We start from the raw sequence: 15,756 nt of genomic DNA on the forward strand, positions 1-15,756 counted from the left end.
ACTGTAAGTTTTAGTTCACAGCGAATTTTGTACAAACATCGATTTTGCCGTTTTTATTTGGAAATAGTTGAATCTAGCCTCAAAAACAGCCACTTAAAGCAAATTTAACTGAAATATCCCCTTATCCACCTTTTTTGACCATCAAATGAACCTTTTTACTTCAGTCCAGCTAGCCCCTAAAGACCCTATTTTTGGCCTCACAGAAGCCTATGTCGCCGACCAACGCGCAGACAAGGTCAACCTAGGTGTTGGCGTTTATTACACCGACGAAGGCAAGGTACCTCTTTTGAAAGCGGTGATTCAGGCTGAAGAGGCGATTGTTGCAAAGCACTCACCACGCAGCTACATTCCAATCGAAGGCCCAAATCCATACAACAGTGCTGTTCAGAACTTATTGTTCGGCACCGACTCATCCCTCATTAAAGATGGTCGCGTGGTTACTGCTGAGTGTCTTGGTGGAACTGGTGCATTGCGCGTTGGCGCTGACTTTATCAAGCGCCTTAACTTAAATGCGCCTTGCGCAATTAGCAATCCAACTTGGGAAAACCACCGCGGTATTTTTGAATCCGCTGGCTTTGAAGTAGTTGAGTACACCTACTTCGATGGCAAAACCCGCGGCGTAGATTTTGATGGCATGGTGAAGTCTTTAGAGTCTTTCCCAAAATACACCACCGTATTGCTGCATGCTTGCTGCCACAATCCAACCGGTGCTGACATTACCGAAGCGCAATGGCGTCAAGTGATCGATATCTGTAAAGCAAAAGAACTCATTCCATTTTTAGACATGGCTTACCAGGGCTTTGCCGCTGGCATTGAGCAAGATGGTATTGCAGTTCGTTTGTTTGCTCAGTCTGGTATGTCGTTCTTTGTATCGAGCTCTTTCTCCAAATCGTTCTCACTGTATGGTGAGCGCGTTGGCGCTTTGTCTATCGTGACGCAAAGCAAAGATGAATCCACTCGTGTCCTCTCTCAATTGAAGCGCGTAATTCGTACAAATTATTCCAATCCTCCAACTCACGGCGCTGCAATTGCTGCCGCTGTTTTGAATTCACCAGAACTCAGAAAGCTGTGGGAGGATGAATTGGCGCAGATGCGTGATCGCATTAAAGCAATGCGTCATGGTCTCGTAGAAAAATTGGCTGCTGCTGGCGTAAAGCAAGACTTTGCTTTTATTGAGGCTCAGCGTGGCATGTTCTCTTACTCTGGCTTAAGCGCTGAACAAGTTGAGCGACTACAAAAGGAAGATGGTATTTACGCCCTCTCCACAGGTCGCATTTGTGTAGCCGCCCTCAATACTAAAAATATTGATAAGGTAGCTAAAGCAATCGCTCGTGTATTAGCATAACAAGGCGTCATAAGCGGTTACACTGGATTATCAGGAGGCATCATGCTATATCAGTTACACGAATTTCAAAAAGCCTTACTTCAACCAATGAGCTCATGGGCTCGCGCTGCGTCTGAAGCTTTTATCAACGCTTCCAATCCAGCATCAAAGGTTCCGGGGTCTGAACGTCTAGCTGCAAGTTATGAACTTCTCTATCGTCTTGGTAAAGACTATAAAAAACCAGAATTTGGTATCCGCTCTGTACAGGCACATGGTCGCGAAGTAGCGATTCATGAAAGAACGATTGTTGCTAAACCATTCTGCAACCTCATTCGCTTTAAGCGCTTCTCTGACGATCTCGATGTCATCAAGAAACTGAAAGATGATCCAGTGGTGTTGGTGGTTGCACCCCTATCTGGACACCATTCCACCTTATTGCGCGATACAGTCCGCACACTCTTACAAGATCACAAGGTCTATATCACTGACTGGATCGATGCTCGCATTGTTCCTGCGGATGCTGAGGATTTTGGCCTAGATGATTACGTTCACTATATTCAAGATTTTATTCGCGTTATCGGTGCGGAGGACTTACATGTTATCTCTGTCTGTCAGCCAACAGTTCCTACCTTAGGCGCAATCTCATTGATGGCCTCGGCCGGAGAAAAAACACCGGCTTCCATGATTATGATGGGCGGCCCAATTGATGCACGCAAATCACCAACCGCTGTTAACAACTTAGCGGATCAAAAGTCTTATGACTGGTTTGAAAGTCATGTGATTTACAGAGTACCTCCAAGCTATCCTGGTGCAGGCCGCAAAGTCTATCCAGGTTTCTTACAGCACACTGGCTTTATTGCCATGAATCCACAGAACCATATGCAGTCACATTGGGACTACTTCCAAAACTTAGTCCGCGGCGATGAGCAGGACGCTGAAGCGCATATTCGTTTTTATGACGAGTACAACGCCGTGCTTGATATGGATGCGAAGTTCTACTTAGACACCATCAAAACTGTATTCCAAGACTATTCCCTACCGAATGGTACATGGGCAGTATCTGGCGATCTAGTGAAGCCACAAGATATTAAAAAAACTGCACTTCTTACTGTAGAAGGTGAGTTAGACGACATCTCCGGTAGCGGACAAACTCGCGCAGCACATGCATTGTGTGCAGGAATTCCAAAAGCCGATAAGGATCACTACGAAGTTGCTGGCGCTGGTCACTATGGCATATTCTCAGGTCGTCGTTGGCGCGAGAAGGTGTATCCAAAGATTAAATCGTTTATTCGTGAGCACCAAGGTGTTCAGAAGAAAACGCGTGCTAGACCTCCAAAACTAGAGGGTTCAAAGTCTGCATAAATCAGCGGCGCGACTTTCGGGTCGCGCTTCTAGTTTTAGGGCGTGCAAATTGCAATGAATATAAAGCAGACGAAAGAACTTGCAGATCGTCTCGAGGATATTCTTCCTCAAACCCAATGTACTAAATGCAGCTACCCAGATTGCCGAGCCTATGCGCAAGCGATGGCAACAGGTGAGGCCTTACCCAATCGCTGCCCTCCTGGCGGAATTGTAGGTATCGAGCGACTGAGCGCAATTCTGACACCCATCTTTCCTCAAGATGCGTTTGAACTACACCCTACAATCAATTCTGAATGTGGCTTAGAGCGCCCTAGACCTGTTGCATTCATAGACCCTACGACTTGTATTGGTTGCACGCTTTGTATTCAAGCTTGTCCTGTAGATGCGATTGTCGGTGCCTCTAAGCAGATGCATGTGGTCTTAAGTGATTGGTGCACAGGTTGTGATCTATGCATCCCTCCTTGCCCTGTAGACTGCATCACTATGCTTGATGTGACTGACAAAAAAACTGGTTGGGATGCCTGGTCTCAGGAATTAGCGGATTTGGCGCGTACAAGATATGCAACTCGTAATATCCGATTAGATCGCGAGCAACGCGACAATGATGAGCGACTTGCAAAGAAAGCTGCCGCTAAACTAGCTGTAGTGAATGCAGAGAATCCCGATTCAGAAGCTGCTCGAAAAGAGCAGGAAAGAAAGCGGGCCATCATTGCAGCTGCTATTGCGCGAGCTCAGCAACAGAAATGATGAATCTGGAAAAGCGCCAAGCTTTCTTTGAGCTACTCAGAGAAAACAATCCCCATCCAGAAACCGAATTGGAATATAGCTCTCCGTTTGAACTACTCATTGCCGTATTGCTATCGGCACAAGCAACCGATATTTCCGTAAACAAAGGTACACGTCAGCTATTTAAGATTGCCAACACGCCCCAAGCTCTCTTGGATCTGGGCGAGCAAGGTGTGAAGCCTTTTATTCAGCACATTGGCTTATTCAACTCCAAGGGCAAGCATATTCAAGAGACTTGTCGAATACTGCTTGAAAAGCATGGTGGTGAAGTGCCTCAAAATCGCGAAGAGCTAGAGTTGCTCCCAGGGGTTGGCAGAAAGACTGCAAACGTGATTCTCAATACTGCCTTTGGCCAACCCACTATGGCAGTCGATACCCATATTTTTAGAGTCTCAAACCGAACTGGTTTGGCACCGGGTAAAGATGTTGTGAAAGTTGAAGAGCAGTTGCTCAAACGCATCCCGAAAGAGTTTTTAATGGATGCGCATCATTGGCTCATTCTGCATGGCCGATATACCTGTAAAGCCCGTAATCCGGATTGCGAGCAATGTATCGTTGAGCCTCTCTGCGGCTTTAAACAGAAAACTGGCAAAGGAAAAGTTCGTGGCAATATTTAATCCGACCCGCGAAGAGGTAAGGCGCTTTTTTTGTGATACCTGGAAGAAGAAAACCAGGGATCAAATTCTGACGCCAATGGAAACACTTGCAAGCGACTGGATGGTTGAGCACCCGGAATATCATGGTCTCTTAGCAGATCCAGAAGTCGCAGTTGCGCAAGACTACACGCCAGAGCGTGGTGAGACTAATCCCTTCCTACACCTCTCCATGCACTTATCGATTAGCGAACAAACCTCGATCGATCAACCCCCAGGCATTAAAGAAGTTTCTGAAAAGTTAGCAAAGAAACAGGGCTCTACGCATGAAGCTCAGCACGCCATGATGGAATGCTTGGGACAGGTCATGTGGGAGGCGCAACGTGATGGACAGCCGCTCAGTCCCGAGAAATATCTTGAGGCACTACAGAAATTGATCTAGTGACTACGCTTTACCAGCATTCGCTTGCTCAGAATTACAGTAGAGACAACTAAAAAAGCAAAGATCATATTCATTAAGGTGATGCGATCATCCAAGAAAAAGCTCGAGGCCAGTAGCGTACAAAAAGGCTGAATCAATTGAACTTGGCTGACCCTTGCAATTCCGCCGATAGCAAGACCCTCGTACCAAAAAAAGAAGCCTAGATACATCGGAAATATACTCAGATAGACAAAGCTTGTCCAAGCAACTACATCAGCACCCCAATACGATGAAGAAAATGTGAAGTAAGTTGCCACGATATTAATAGGCAATGAAATCACTAGCGCCCAAGAAATTACCGTACGCGGGTTCATCTTTCGGGATAACTCTCCACCCTCCACATACCCCACGCAAGCGCAAATGCCACCCAGCACGAGCAGAATATCTACATAGGTAAAACTTCCGGAACTTTTAAGCAAGGCATACATCATCACCAGTGCAGCGCCCAAAATGGATACAAGCCAAAAACCGATTGAGGGACGCTCCTTAAAGCGGATAACTCCGATCACTGTAGTCGCTAAGGGCATCATCCCCAAAATAACAGCACCATGGGAGGATGAGCCCTCCTTCATAGCTAGGGTAGTAAAGATTGGAAATCCAAAAACGACACCCAACGCAATCACAGCAAACTTCAATAAGTCAGTTTTACTAGGGAGCGGTACTTGCTTATACAAAAGATAGCTTAAAGCAACTAAACCGGCTAAGGAAGCTCTGCCAAATGCAATGAAGTAAGGATTGAAGCTTTGAACGGTAATTTTACTTACCGGCAAGGTTAGGCTAAAAACAAGAATGCCAATAAAGCCAATGAGCATTCCCTTAGTCTCTTTATTCACTATCACCCTTGGGAGAAAAAATACTGCTGAACAATTTTTAAGAAAGTGTGGCGATGGCAGCTTTAATTGCTGCAGGCAATTGACTGACAAGCTGCCGGCGTTCCGCTAGTTTACTGAGAGGTAATTCTTGAACTCTTTTTGACCACACAGATCCTGGGAAGAAAGCATCATCCTTATATCTGGGAATTACATGCCAATGTATGTGGGGAACCATGTTGCCTAAGGCTGCAATATTGACCTTATCTGGACACATCACATGCCTGATCGCTTCCTCTACTGCAAAGACTAGCGACATCAGGTGTTCGCGCTCACCATAAGTCAGATCGGTCATCTCAGCAATATGGCGATTCCAGATCACACGACAAAAGCCGGGCAGATCAGGATCATTTACTAAGATGACTCTGCAGTCATCCCCACGCCAAATTAATTGACCCTCTTCAGGTCTAAGCTCTTCTTTACAGAGTACGCAATTAGTCATGGGAAGAATGTAAACTAAAAAGGCATCTAAGTCACCCTTGTGGGGTAATTTAGATGCCGTGACAGTAAGACTGGATTCTTTTACTGTTCTATTGGGAACTACTGAGGGATTACTTAGTGAAACTGCTCTTCTTCTGTAGATCCAGTCAATGCAGTGACTGAAGACTTGCCACCTTGAATTACTGTAGTGACATCGTCGAAGTAACCAGTGCCCACTTCCTGCTGATGCGATACGAATGTATAACCACGATCACGAGCAGCGAATTCTGGCTCCTGTACTTTCTCAATGTAAGCAGTCATACCGCGCTGCATGTAGTCTTGGGCCAAGTCGAACATGTTGTACCACATTGAATGAATACCAGCGAGGGTAATAAATTGATACTTGTAACCCATTGCACCTAATTCACGCTGGAACTTCGCAATTGTTGCGTCATCCAAGTTCTTCTTCCAATTGAATGATGGTGAGCAGTTGTAAGCCAACATCTTGCCTGGGAACTTCGCACGAATTGCTTCGGCAAACTTACGAGCAAAATCTAAGTCTGGTGTACCAGTTTCACACCACACCATATCAGCGTATGCGGCATATGCCAAACCACGGGAGATCGCTTGATCCAAGCCCTTACGTGTTTTGTAAAAGCCCTCTGGAGTACGCTCACCCGTCAAGAATGGCTTGTCATTTGCATCATAGTCAGATGTCAGCAAATCAGCAGCTTCAGCATCGGTCCGGGCCAAGATGATGGTTGAAACACCCATCACGTCAGCGGCTAAACGTGCAGAAATCAATTTTTGTACTGACTCTGCAGTTGGCAATAACACTTTGCCACCTAGGTGACCGCACTTCTTAACGGAAGATAATTGATCTTCGAAGTGAACTCCAGCTGCACCCTGCTTGATCAATGCTTTACTAAGTTCAAATGCATTCAATACACCACCAAACCCTGCTTCAGCATCAGCAACAATTGGCGCAAAATACTCGATATAGCCCGCATCACCTTTATTAATGCCTTTAGCGGTTTGGATTTCATCAGCACGTTGGAATGAGTTATTAATGCGTTCAACCATCTTCGGAACTGAATCTACTGGATATAAGGATTGGTCTGGGTACATCGCTGCATAGGAGTTACCATCAGCAGCAACTTGCCAACCTGATAAGTAGATAGCTTGAACGCCAGCCTTAACCTGTTGCATTGCCTGACCGCCAGTCAAAGCACCCAAACAGTTAACGTAAGCTTCGTTATTTACCAATTCCCAAAGACGCTCTGCACCATGCTTAGCCAAGGTGTGCTCAATCTTTAATGAGCCACGAAGGCGAACTACATCTTCAGCCGTATAACCACGAGTAATACCTTTCCAGCGTGGATTGGTATCCCAGTCTTTTTGTAGTGCTGCAATTTCTGCTTTGCGATCTGCCATGTTTTTCTCCCTAAGTTAAGCAAGTACATCCAATATTGAGACACTCAGTACAGACAATGAAGTCTTATGTCTTATATAAGAGTTTAAGTACCTGAGAAAAGCATGCAAGACTTATTTTAGGATGAGATAAAAATAATTAATCTAATTAATTCAATAACTTAAAATCAAAATTTTATAATACGAAATTGATCTGCAAGCGGCGAAATAATGCAGAGCTTGAAATGTTGCACTGCATTTTGCGTATGGGAATGACTTTTCACATTGTGAAAAGAATTGGGTGTTTTAGCTAGCTTTGGGGGTGCTGATGCTCGCAACCTTAAATCCAGTCAAAATAATCAGGAGCTGGAACAAGGCGACACCAATAAATAAGAACTTTGGCAAGCCTACATCCAAGAAGATTCCAAAGATCAATGGACTTAGTGCAGCGCCCAAATCAATACCTGAGTAAACAATACCGTAAACCCTGCCCGACGAGCCAGAGGGTGTTGCAGAGCGAATCATCAAGTCACGGGATGGTGCCGCTATTCCCAAGCCGAGTCCAATCACAATGAAAGCTATGATAATTAATTCGACTGGTACCAAACCTGTGGCCATTAAAAGACCCATTACGATGTTCACAGTAAAGCAAACCGTAATGATGCGTTCAGGCACTTTTAATTTGGTGGCCAAATAGCCACCTAATAGCATTCCTCCAGCGCCACCCAAAGACATAAGGGTTAAATAATAATTACCAGAACTTACGGCAATGTCGTAGATTTTAAAAAGCGCAGTTGGAGCAAATGATTGCAAGCCTGTAGTTGCTGCCATACTAAAGAAAAAGAAAATCCAGCAGAGCCAAACGACAGGCAACTTTAGAAAACCAAAAGTGCTCATGGGTGCGCCACCGGGATTGTTCGCAATATGACTGGCTTCTGATTCATCTCGCCTTGCCTGCACATCATCTACTAAACGAGCTCGACTCACCCAAAGAGTCGCCAAAATAAGAACCTCCAGCACCGCAGCCGACAAAAACGCAATACGCCAATCCGCTATGGTTGTTATGGCCACCATGAATGCTGGGGCAGCAGCCCAGCCGATATAGCCCGTTACCCCATGAATGGAGTAGGCGTAAGGCAAATTCGGCGGTGAAATTTTGTGATTAATCAGCGTGTAATCTACCGGATGGAAAACGCCATTGCCACATCCGGCAATCACTGCACCTAGTACTAACATGGCATAACCGTTACTTTGTGAGTAAGTAAGTGCAGCCAATGCAAGCAAAGCCACGCCAGCAAATAAGACGGGGCGTGAGCCAATACGATCCACTAAAAATCCAGATGCCGCCTGAACGATACAAGAGACCACAAAGAAGATGGTCATGAGCAAGCCAAGTTCAGCATAGTTAAAGCCGAACTCTGCTTTCAACCATGGGAACATGGGCGGCAGAATTAAATGAAAGAAATGGGAGCTGCCGTGAGCCAGGCTAATCAGACCAACAACCCGGACATCACTGGCGCGCCTATTTTTTAGAGCGTCAATCATGTACCGAGTTTACTGGCGCAGACGTATTTCTGCTGATTTTTTGATGAATTACTTACTAAAGCTAAAGTCGCCGTTCTTATCAACGCCTACAGGTACAGTGTCCTTAGGGCCAAACTTACCCTCCAAGATCATCTTAGACACTGGGTTCTCGATATATTGCTGAATTGCACGCTTTAGTGGTCTCGCTCCAAATACGGGGTCAAAACCAACTTCCGCAATCTTAGCTAAAGCGGTATCACTGACATCCATCTGCATATCGATCTTAGCTAAACGATCTGACAAGTTCTTCAATAAGATCTTTGCGATATTAGCAATATTGCCTTTATCCAAACCATGGAATACTACGATCTCATCAATCCGGTTTAAAAACTCAGGGCGGAAATGACCTTTTAACTCTTCAAATACCGCCTCTTTAATTTCTAACTGCTTCTTACCAACCATCGACTGAATGAGATGTGAGCCAATATTACTGGTCATCACAATCACGGTATTCTTAAAGTCTACGGTACGACCTTGACCATCCGTTAAGCGGCCATCGTCCAATACTTGCAAAAGCACATTGAAAACATCTGGATGCGCTTTTTCAATCTCATCAAACAAGATGACGCTGTATGGATGGCGACGTACTTGTTCAGTTAAATAACCACCCTCTTCATAGCCTACATAGCCTGGAGGCGCGCCGATTAAACGGGCAACACTATGCTTCTCCATAAACTCGCTCATATCAATACGAATGAGGTGCTCTTCACTATCAAATAAGAAACCAGCCAAGGCTTTACAAAGCTCAGTCTTACCCACACCAGTAGGCCCTAAGAATAAGAATGAGCCATAAGGGCGATTCTCTTCAGAAAGACCTGCGCGGGAGCGACGAATAGCATCAGATACCGCACGAATAGCCTCCTCTTGGCCAACTACGCGCTGATGTAACAGCTCCTCCATCTTGAGTAACTTATCGCGTTCACCCTGCATCATCTTCGATACTGGAATGCCTGTAGCACGAGAAACTACTTCAGCGATTTCTTCTGCGCCGACTTGGGTACGTAAGAGCTTGTTCTTCACTACGCCATTTTTATTGCCCTTTGCTTCAGCAGCGGCAGCGGATTTGAGTTTAGCTTCAAGCTCAGGTAATTTGCCATATTGCAATTCTGCAACTTGCTCTAACTTGCCATCGCGCTGTAATCTTGCAATATCAGCACGGACTTTTTCGATCTCCTCTTTGAGATGAGCGGCGCCCAATACAGCACCCTTTTCCGCTTTCCAGATTTCTTCTAAATCAGCATACTCAGCACCCAAGCGCTTGATCTCATCCTCAATCAAGCCAAGACGTTTTTGTGATGCCTCATCTTTTTCCTTCTTAACTGCTTCACGCTCAATCTTGAGTTGAATCAGACGACGCTCCAGCTTATCCATGACCTCTGGCTTGGAATCAATTTCCATGCGAATACGAGAACCAGCCTCATCAATGAGATCGATTGCCTTATCTGGCAAAAAACGATCGGTAATATAGCGATGAGATAGCTCTGCAGCTGCCACGATGGCAGGGTCGGTAATCTCAATACCATGGTGAAGCTCATAACGTTCTTGTAAACCTCGCAAGATAGCAATAGTGGCTTCAACACTAGGCTCCTCCACCATCACTTTTTGGAAGCGGCGCTCTAGTGCGGCATCCTTCTCAATATACTTGCGGTATTCATCTAGAGTGGTTGCGCCGATGCAATGTAATTCACCACGTGCTAGAGCAGGCTTGAGCATATTGCCAGCGTCCATTGCGCCATCACCCTTACCTGCGCCTACCATCGTATGAATCTCATCAATAAAGATGATGGTTTGACCTTCGTCCTTAGCAACATCACTCAGAACAGCCTTAAGACGTTCTTCGAATTCACCGCGGTACTTGGCACCCGCCAGTAACAATGCCATATCCAATACGAGGACACGCTTGTTCTTGAGGGTTTCAGGAACTTCGCCGTTGACGATACGTTGGGCTAAACCCTCAACAATGGCAGTTTTACCAACACCCGGTTCACCAATGAGGACTGGGTTATTTTTGCCACGACGTTGCAGAATCTGAATGGTGCGACGAATCTCATCATCACGACCAATCACAGGGTCGAGCTTACCCATACGAGCCCGTTCAGTTAAATCAATGGTGTATTTCTTTAAGGCTTCACGTTGACCTTCGGCATCCGCACTATTCACTGACTCTCCTCCGCGTACTAAATCAATAGCCGCTTCTAACGATTTACGATTTAAACCATTCTCACGAGCCATCTTACCGAGCTCACCTTTATCATCCGCCACTACTAGCAAAAATAACTCGCCAGCAATAAATTGATCATTACGCTTATTGGCTTCTTTTTCACATAAGTTCAGCCAGTTGCTTAAATCACGCCCAAGCTGAACTTCCCCACCAGTACCCTGCACTTCTGGGAGCTTGGCGATGAGTTTCTCAGTTGCCTTTTCAAGGCCAGGTACGTTGACGCCGGCGCGTGTTAATAAACTCTTGGCGCCACCATCTGAGTCGCGCAGCATCGCTAGCAGCAAATGGGCTGGCTCGATATATTGATTGTCTTTTGCCAAAGCAAGGCTTTGTGCCTCACTGAGTGCTTCTTGAAACTTCGTAGTTAATTTATCTATTCTCATTTTTAATTCCTATCTAATCTATCTATTTTTATGCGTTTATATCTATAGAATATAGGGGCATTTTGCATAATTTCAAGTCTGTTAGACCTCTTTTTAAGCGAATTGAATCCTATTTTGACCTGGCTTGTTTACCTCCTAGAATGCTCTGATGGCAGCTATTACGCTGGTATTACAAACCGCCTAGAACATCGTTTAGCAGCTCATAATTCAGGGGAAGGCGCTCGTTATACGAGGGCTCGCAGACCAGTCACCCTTTTAGCAAGCCAAGAGCACCCAGATCGATCTGAGGCGTCTAAAGCCGAGGCTAGATTAAAGAAACTACCGAGATCAGAAAAGCTGGGGTTTTTTAAAGCCTAGGTTTTTAGTGCTTTACGCAGTGTCTTTGACTACCAAAGGAATCACCTGACTCTTAAAGCTTCCAGCAAGTGCTTTTTTCAAGATCTTGTAAATATCTAGATCAAATTCAGCCTCCCCTGAATCAGTCAACTCATAGAGCTCTTCCTCGTTGATCGCCGTACCTAAATAACGCCAACGATCCACCACGTGCATGTGACCACCTTCTTTTATTGCCACTGGTCCAGGATATGGCCAGACTTGCACCTGAAATAATTCCAGAGCAGTTTTAAGCTGAAGATTATGCAAGTCGATGGGAGAACTCCCAATACAGGCACCTCCGCATTGCTTTACTTGATAACCAAAACAAGCTTTGCCTTCAATGCGCTTCTCCAGACCGAGTAGCGCTTCACAGAGGTGATATTTTTTTGCAATCGCTTTAAGGTAAGCATTGGCCTCTCGCTTGCTATAGAACAAGCCAAATAAATTTTCTTGAATGCCAGGGTCTAGTTCACGATGAGCTACCAAATAAGGAGTGAGCACACCATCCTCAGTACGCTCCAGCTTCCAGGCGCAGAGATCCTTTGAGCGGCGTAATTTAATGTTCATACTGGGCATGCGATCTTTAATGAGTCGCGATTCTAAAATTAATGCGCCCAGCTCTCCGCTAGTCTCAATCCAATCAATGTCTCTGACTTGCATCGAGAGCTTCATTTCCTTACGCTGAGTAAGGGCCCCTTGAAAATGGCCCATTACCCTGCTACGTAGAGAAATACTTTTACCGATATACAGCGGGATTTGATTCTCGCCATAAAAAATGTAGCAACCCGGCTTTTCTGGAATCGAATCCACGAGTGCTTTATCAATATTGGGCGGTAAGCTCGGATTACCAATGAGTTGATTTACCGCTTTGAGAAGCGCCTCACGCCCCAACTTTTCTTCACAAACCCGCCAGAACTGAAGTAATAAATCAGCGTCACCCAATGCACGGTGTCGTGCGCTAATTTTGAGACGGTGGGCACTAATGATGGTGTCGAGATTGTGTCTAAGCTGATCTGGAAATAGCAAACGAGAGAGCTTTACGGTACAGAGTACTTTGGGCTTGAAGTCGATGCCCACCCGCTTAAAGGATGCCTTCAAAAATCCATAATCAAAACGGGCATTGTGGGCTACAAAAATCTTTCCCTCAAGCTCGCGAGCGATTTCTGTTGCCAAGCCCTCAAAGGCAGGCTGCTGACTAACCATCTGAGGCCTAATGCCCGTCAAATTTTGAATGTTCTGCGGAATAAATGTCTGGGGATTAATGAGGCTTTCCCAAGTCTTTACCTGATCATGAATCAGCGATTTGATGCCAACCTCTGTAATGCGATCGCGCTCGAAGTGAGAGCCCGTAGTCTCGATGTCAACAAATGCTAATGGGGGATATTCATGACCACTTGATGACATGAGAGCTGAAGAATTACTTTTTACCTTGATACTTAGCAATACTCGCCTTCAGGTCACTGTACTCTTCACAACCAAAGAGGCAGGCCTTATCAAGTCTTGCTAACATCGCCTCTGCTCCAGGCAAGTCTTTCTTCATCAAAAGTAACTCGCCGTAATACTCTAAAGCTGATCTATGACTTGGATCAATTTTCAATGCTGCCTGGTAATACTTTTCAGATGAAACCAAATCTGGCGGCTGCTTTTTACGCAAACTGTAACCCATCAGGTTATTCCACTCCGCGGAGTTCACTTCATTTGCAGACTGTAATTGCTTTAATGCCTGCTCATAATTATTGGATTTGATACTGGCGCGGGCATCCGTTAACCAAGCTGGGTCAGATTTAGTTGGGGCGCTATCAGCAGCCACGGAAACTACCCACGGTGCTGTTGCCAGCAAAATAGATGCCAATAGTTTGCTAGCGAAATTCCATTTCATTGCCTGCATCATAAATATCCTTATTGTTATCTTGCTTTATGAAGGTAGTCACCAAAACTAAAAATGGAGTTTGGGCCTAAAGGTACATCCTCCACCTTCTTAAATGGCGCCTTGATTACTCTTTGCACTTCCCCTTTGGATGGCTTTTCAACCCTGAAGTCGGAGTAAACAAAAGCCTGACGCTCAGGAGCAGTTTTAGCTTCGCTAAATCGCGGCACATAATCTTTGATCGCATCGGAGAGGTTCAAATTAGCCATGCAGTTGAGCATATACGTTTCCAAGGATTGGTAAAGCTCACTAGCAACATCGCAAGCCTCAACTTTGCGCTTTTTAATGTAATTCATTGCTAGCACTACATCTTTGATGGTGACCATGCGGGGATCCTGCAAGAGGATGTAACCCCCATTGCGACCTTTTGTACCCTTCACGATTCCAGCTGCACGCAATGCACTCAGAAGTAACTCTATTCTGCTCAACGATAATTTTTGGCGCTGTGCCAGCTCTAAGCCAGTAACTGGCTGAGCACCGTTGGAATGAGATGCAATATCAACCAGCGTGTTGAGGGCGGCTTTTACTGCTGTATTGACGTTCATGATGGATTTAACGAATATATTGAATTAAGTAAAGTATCGGCTTGAATCCATATTTCTGCAGAGTGCCAAGCTTTAACCCTTTTAAACCTATGGTTGAAATTAACCTAGGTAAGGTTTCAACTCAGCGATAAGACTCTTAAATTGCTCGCGCCTGAGAAACTGGCCCACTTCAACTCTCTGACCAGTCTGCTCAACAAAAAATACCTTTTGATGCTCTTCTAGATGCGACAGTTTGACCCAGCGAGTATTAAATTCAGTGACCGACTCTTTGTAGGCAATAAATTTCCGAACTAACAAGCGGGTACCACTGATTTCTATCTCCTCATAATCCAGGGCATGTCGGCAGTAGATCAAAAAGCCAGCGGTGACTGCGGTCAACTCTATTGCGGTAAAGATCAGGATCATTTTTACGCCGACCAATAAAAAACCCGTTGCTACGGTTAATGAAAGGCAAACCAAGGCGATATAGAACTTGAGCAACTGACTTGGAGTCAATGCACAATTTCGCCTCATCTTCCAGATTTTCATTATCGGGCGTGGGTCTCAGTCAAGCCGACAGCCTAGTGCTTGGCAGATTGAGCTTGCTTAGCCTTTTCCAGCTGATCCGCACTACGCTGCTGAAAATCAACCATAGAGTGATAGCCCATTTGATAGCAAGGGCAATGTTTACCCAAAATCCAGCGTGCGAGCTTAACCCGTAACTTTTGCATCATGTTAATTCTCCTGTGAACGGTTATATTTTGGCCGAAATTCAGGATTACTGCTGAACACAGCGCTATTTCGACTACTCAGCAAACTAAACGCAAATCCTTTAAATTAAACGCATGACAACTTCCTCTTTGACAGCCCGCTGGATTCCGCTTTTCCCTCTGGGAACCACCCTCTTTCCAGGTGGCGTAATTGCCCTCAAAATCTTTGAGGCGCGTTATTTAGACATGATGAAGCGTTGCCTTCGCGAAGATACTCCTTTTGGGGTTATCAGCATTCTCGATAACAAGCCAATTGAGTCAAATGCCGATGCAGTTGCTAACTTTTCAAATATTGGTACCTTAGCAAAATTAGAAGAGTTTGATCCAATTCAACCTGCGCTTTATATGACTAAGTCTTATGGAACGCAACGCTTTAAAGTGCTGCACATCAAACAAGAGTCTGATGGCTTATGGATGGGCCAAGTGGAACTCATGGATGCTGATCCAGAGATACCATTAGCAAAGGAACATGAAAAAGTAGCCGCCCTTTTGAATGAAATTATTTCTGTTATCAAAAGCGAAGATTTGCTGGGTGAAGATGCGTTCAAAATGCCGATGAACCCAGATGATTGTGGTTGGGTATCCAACCGATTGGCTGAGCTCTTACCACTCCCCCCGGCTCAGAAGAACCACTTGCTTGCTCAAAGCAATCCCAGAATCCGGCTCGATTTAATTTCAGAAATCATTGAGGATGATGGCTTACGCAATATCGTAATTCATTAGCAAG

Annotated in this window: 17 protein-coding genes; 7 read left to right on the plus strand and 10 right to left on the minus strand. The window is 45.2% G+C overall.

All coding sequences use genetic code 11. The features are described 5' to 3' along the window. The first annotated feature begins 145 nt into the window (after positions 1 to 145). The 5 genes from ICV89_RS07775 to ICV89_RS07795 are packed head-to-tail and all read left to right on the plus strand — an operon-like array spanning position 146 to position 4,507. Positions 146 to 1,345, plus strand: a complete 1,200-nt coding sequence (locus ICV89_RS07775; protein WP_215307952.1) for an amino acid aminotransferase — start codon at positions 146 to 148, stop codon at positions 1,343 to 1,345. 42 nt (positions 1,346 to 1,387) lie between these two features. Next, a complete protein-coding gene (locus ICV89_RS07780) occupies positions 1,388 to 2,686 on the plus strand; it encodes a polyhydroxyalkanoate depolymerase (RefSeq protein ID WP_215307954.1) in 1,299 nt (432 codons plus the stop codon). A gap of 54 nt (positions 2,687 to 2,740) precedes the next feature. Continuing rightward, on the plus strand, positions 2,741 to 3,433 hold the full coding sequence (gene rsxB, locus ICV89_RS07785; RefSeq protein ID WP_215307956.1) for an electron transport complex subunit RsxB: 693 nt from the start codon (positions 2,741 to 2,743) through the stop codon (positions 3,431 to 3,433). Further along, positions 3,433 to 4,089 (plus strand): endonuclease III, encoded by a 657-nt coding sequence (gene nth / locus ICV89_RS07790; RefSeq protein ID WP_215310375.1) that lies wholly within the window; start codon positions 3,433 to 3,435, stop codon positions 4,087 to 4,089. The genes rsxB and nth overlap by 1 nt, the downstream gene beginning before the upstream one ends. After that, the gene (locus ICV89_RS07795) at positions 4,076 to 4,507 is read left to right on the plus strand and encodes a DUF1841 family protein (protein ID WP_251370818.1); all 432 of its coding nucleotides are present in this window, start codon (positions 4,076 to 4,078) and stop codon (positions 4,505 to 4,507) included. Before nth ends, ICV89_RS07795 begins: the two co-directional genes overlap by 14 nt. Here ICV89_RS07795 and ICV89_RS07800 read toward each other — a convergent pair. The 5 genes from ICV89_RS07800 to clpB all read right to left on the minus strand — a co-directional run bounded on the left by ICV89_RS07800 (position 4,504) and on the right by clpB (position 11,433). Beyond that, entirely contained in the window at positions 4,504 to 5,379 is an 876-nt protein-coding gene (locus tag ICV89_RS07800; protein WP_215307959.1) for a DMT family transporter, read from the minus strand. The two genes, ICV89_RS07795 and ICV89_RS07800, sit on opposite strands and share 4 nt — an antisense overlap. Positions 5,380 to 5,416: 37 nt before the next feature. Next, the gene (locus tag ICV89_RS07805; RefSeq protein WP_215307962.1) at positions 5,417 to 5,857 is read right to left on the minus strand and encodes an HIT family protein; all 441 of its coding nucleotides are present in this window, start codon (positions 5,855 to 5,857) and stop codon (positions 5,417 to 5,419) included. Between the two features lie 113 nt (positions 5,858 to 5,970). Beyond that, on the minus strand, positions 5,971 to 7,269 hold the full coding sequence (gene aceA / locus ICV89_RS07810) for an isocitrate lyase (protein WP_215307964.1): 1,299 nt from the start codon (positions 7,267 to 7,269) through the stop codon (positions 5,971 to 5,973). A gap of 282 nt (positions 7,270 to 7,551) precedes the next feature. Continuing rightward, positions 7,552 to 8,790 (minus strand): MFS transporter, encoded by a 1,239-nt coding sequence (locus ICV89_RS07815; protein WP_215307966.1) that lies wholly within the window; start codon positions 8,788 to 8,790, stop codon positions 7,552 to 7,554. 48 nt (positions 8,791 to 8,838) lie between these two features. Further along, the gene (clpB, locus tag ICV89_RS07820) at positions 8,839 to 11,433 is read right to left on the minus strand and encodes an ATP-dependent chaperone ClpB (protein WP_215307968.1); all 2,595 of its coding nucleotides are present in this window, start codon (positions 11,431 to 11,433) and stop codon (positions 8,839 to 8,841) included. 114 nt (positions 11,434 to 11,547) lie between these two features. Between clpB and ICV89_RS07825 the strand changes: the two genes are divergently transcribed. After that, entirely contained in the window at positions 11,548 to 11,790 is a 243-nt protein-coding gene (locus tag ICV89_RS07825) for a GIY-YIG nuclease family protein (RefSeq protein WP_082091914.1), read from the plus strand. A gap of 12 nt (positions 11,791 to 11,802) precedes the next feature. On the opposite strand, the gene ICV89_RS07830 is transcribed toward ICV89_RS07825, so the two are convergent. From ICV89_RS07830 to ICV89_RS07850, 5 genes are all read right to left on the minus strand, one after another. Then, a complete protein-coding gene (locus tag ICV89_RS07830) occupies positions 11,803 to 13,212 on the minus strand; it encodes an exonuclease domain-containing protein (protein WP_215307970.1) in 1,410 nt (469 codons plus the stop codon). Positions 13,213 to 13,225: 13 nt separating this feature from the next. Then, entirely contained in the window at positions 13,226 to 13,687 is a 462-nt protein-coding gene (locus ICV89_RS07835; RefSeq protein ID WP_215307972.1) for a tetratricopeptide repeat protein, read from the minus strand. Positions 13,688 to 13,713: 26 nt separating this feature from the next. After that, positions 13,714 to 14,280: an Rrf2 family transcriptional regulator gene (locus tag ICV89_RS07840; RefSeq protein WP_215307974.1), complete on the minus strand. Its 567-nt coding sequence runs from the start codon at positions 14,278 to 14,280 to the stop codon at positions 13,714 to 13,716. A gap of 99 nt (positions 14,281 to 14,379) precedes the next feature. Then, complete coding sequence (locus ICV89_RS07845) at positions 14,380 to 14,808, minus strand: DUF2244 domain-containing protein (protein ID WP_215307977.1); 429 nt, start codon at positions 14,806 to 14,808, stop codon at positions 14,380 to 14,382. A gap of 32 nt (positions 14,809 to 14,840) precedes the next feature. Further along, a complete protein-coding gene (locus ICV89_RS07850) occupies positions 14,841 to 14,993 on the minus strand; it encodes a hypothetical protein (RefSeq protein WP_215307978.1) in 153 nt (50 codons plus the stop codon). 111 nt (positions 14,994 to 15,104) lie between these two features. On the opposite strand from ICV89_RS07850, the gene ICV89_RS07855 reads away from it, so the two are divergent. Further along, a complete protein-coding gene (locus ICV89_RS07855; RefSeq protein ID WP_215307980.1) occupies positions 15,105 to 15,752 on the plus strand; it encodes an LON peptidase substrate-binding domain-containing protein in 648 nt (215 codons plus the stop codon). Positions 15,753 to 15,756: the final 4 nt, after the last annotated feature.

Origin of the sequence: Polynucleobacter sp. Adler-ghost, assembly GCF_018688495.1 — a bacterium.
GTDB lineage: Bacteria > Pseudomonadota > Gammaproteobacteria > Burkholderiales > Burkholderiaceae > Polynucleobacter.

Excerpts from the sequence above, each read along its gene's own strand:
- ICV89_RS07840 (WP_215307974.1), bottom strand. The coding sequence starts at position 14,280 with ATGAACGTCAATACAGCAGTAAAAGCCGCCCTCAACACGCTGGTTGAT.
- ICV89_RS07850 (WP_215307978.1), bottom strand. The coding sequence starts at position 14,993 with ATGATGCAAAAGTTACGGGTTAAGCTCGCACGCTGGATTTTGGGTAAA.
- ICV89_RS07830 (WP_215307970.1), bottom strand. The coding sequence starts at position 13,212 with ATGTCATCAAGTGGTCATGAATATCCCCCATTAGCATTTGTTGACATC.
- clpB (WP_215307968.1), bottom strand. The coding sequence starts at position 11,433 with ATGAGAATAGATAAATTAACTACGAAGTTTCAAGAAGCACTCAGTGAG.
- ICV89_RS07845 (WP_215307977.1), bottom strand. The coding sequence starts at position 14,808 with ATGAAAATCTGGAAGATGAGGCGAAATTGTGCATTGACTCCAAGTCAG.
- ICV89_RS07855 (WP_215307980.1), top strand. The coding sequence starts at position 15,105 with ATGACAACTTCCTCTTTGACAGCCCGCTGGATTCCGCTTTTCCCTCTG.
- ICV89_RS07775 (WP_215307952.1), top strand. The coding sequence starts at position 146 with ATGAACCTTTTTACTTCAGTCCAGCTAGCCCCTAAAGACCCTATTTTT.
- ICV89_RS07815 (WP_215307966.1), bottom strand. The coding sequence starts at position 8,790 with ATGATTGACGCTCTAAAAAATAGGCGCGCCAGTGATGTCCGGGTTGTT.
- nth (WP_215310375.1), top strand. The coding sequence starts at position 3,433 with ATGAATCTGGAAAAGCGCCAAGCTTTCTTTGAGCTACTCAGAGAAAAC.
- ICV89_RS07805 (WP_215307962.1), bottom strand. The coding sequence starts at position 5,857 with ATGACTAATTGCGTACTCTGTAAAGAAGAGCTTAGACCTGAAGAGGGT.
- ICV89_RS07780 (WP_215307954.1), top strand. The coding sequence starts at position 1,388 with ATGCTATATCAGTTACACGAATTTCAAAAAGCCTTACTTCAACCAATG.
- rsxB (WP_215307956.1), top strand. The coding sequence starts at position 2,741 with ATGAATATAAAGCAGACGAAAGAACTTGCAGATCGTCTCGAGGATATT.
- ICV89_RS07835 (WP_215307972.1), bottom strand. The coding sequence starts at position 13,687 with ATGAAATGGAATTTCGCTAGCAAACTATTGGCATCTATTTTGCTGGCA.
- aceA (WP_215307964.1), bottom strand. The coding sequence starts at position 7,269 with ATGGCAGATCGCAAAGCAGAAATTGCAGCACTACAAAAAGACTGGGAT.